The sequence below is a fragment of the Kitasatospora sp. NPDC057512 genome (assembly GCF_042802135.1).
Taxonomy (GTDB): Bacteria; Actinomycetota; Actinomycetes; order Streptomycetales; family Streptomycetaceae; genus Kitasatospora.
The window spans coordinates 1-1,311 of sequence record NZ_JBHVET010001239.1 but is presented as its reverse complement, the minus strand read 5'-3'; the positions used below and the strand labels follow the sequence as shown (position 1 = coordinate 1,311).

General features: G+C 76.9%; 1 protein-coding gene. It reads left to right on the top strand.

The features are described 5' to 3' along the window. Window positions 1–148: 148 nt before the first annotated feature. The coding region (locus ACFU6K_RS39185) for an RNA ligase family protein (RefSeq protein ID WP_380671480.1) at window positions 149–1,311 on the top strand (1,163 nt) is incomplete at its 3' end.

The window sequence follows — 1,311 nt, the reverse complement described above, 5'->3', positions numbered from 1 at the left end:
GCTGACCCTCCGCGCCTGCTCCGCCGCCCCCGGCCGTCCAGGCCGGGGGCGCCCGCGCAACCACTCCGAAGCCCGGTAAATCGGTGGCCCGGCGTTCGCGACCGCTCCTACAGTGTCCGCCTGATCAAGAACGCCCAGGGAGCCGGTCATGCGTGTGCACTACCCCCGGACGCCGCATCTGCCCTGGTCACCGGGCGCCGCGGCGGACGACGTACGGACCGGGGACCTGTCCGCGCTGGTCGGCGCCGAGGTCGTCGTCACCGAGAAGCTCGACGGCGAGAACACCACGCTCTACCGCGACGGCCTGCACGCCCGCTCGCTGGACTCCGCCCACCACCCGTCCCGCGCCTGGGTGAAGGGCCTCCAGGGCCGGATCGCCCCGCGCATCCCGGACGGCTGGCGGATCTGCGGCGAGAACCTGTTCGCCCGGCACTCGATCCCGTACACCGACCTGGAGAGCTGGTTCTACGGCTTCTCGGTCTGGACGGGCGGGCCCGGCGGCCCGGACCACGGCGCAGACCGCGGCCCGGACCACTGCCTGGACTGGGACGACACCGTCCGCTTCCTGCGCCGCCTCGGTGTCCCCGTCCCCCGGGTGCTGTGGCGCGGCCGCTACGACGAACGGGCCCTGCGCGCCCTGCGGTTGGACCTCGACCGGCAGGAAGGGTACGTGGTGCGGACGGTCCGGGGCTTCTCCCGGGCCGAGTTCGGCGAGCGGGTCGCCAAGTGGGTCCGCCCACGGCACGTGCGCACCGACACCCACTGGATGCACGCCGCGGTGGTGGAGAACGGGCTCGGCCCGAGCGCCGCGCTCTGGGCCGTACGCTCCGGCGCGCTGCCCGAGCCCGCCGCCCTCGCGGCGGCCCTGAAGCTCCCCGAACTCTCCTGCTCCCCGGAGGAGTTGGCCGAGGTATCGGCCCGGCTGGACGAGCTGGGCCGGGGCGGGGACGCCCGGCTGGCCGGCGTGCTCGCCACCGCGCTGCGCACCGCCCGCCGCCAGTCGTTGGCACCGCGGCTGGCCGGGCCGCTCGGGCTGCCGCTGGCCCGGCGGGTCGCCGACCTGGTCGGGCTGCACCCCGCCCTCCAGCAGCCGTACCCGGACGAGGAGCGCCGCGCCGGACTGGTCCGGCTCTCGGCGGCCGCCGACCTGGGCGTGCTGCACGCCGTCGCGGCGACCGCCGCCCCCGGACCGGCGGAGCGCGAGCAGGTCGCCTGGTCGGCGCTGTACGCGGAGGACGCCGGGCTGCTCGCCGAGGCGCCGCTCGCCCGGCTGCGGGCCGGGCTGCGCACGGCGCTGGCCGGTCTGGACCC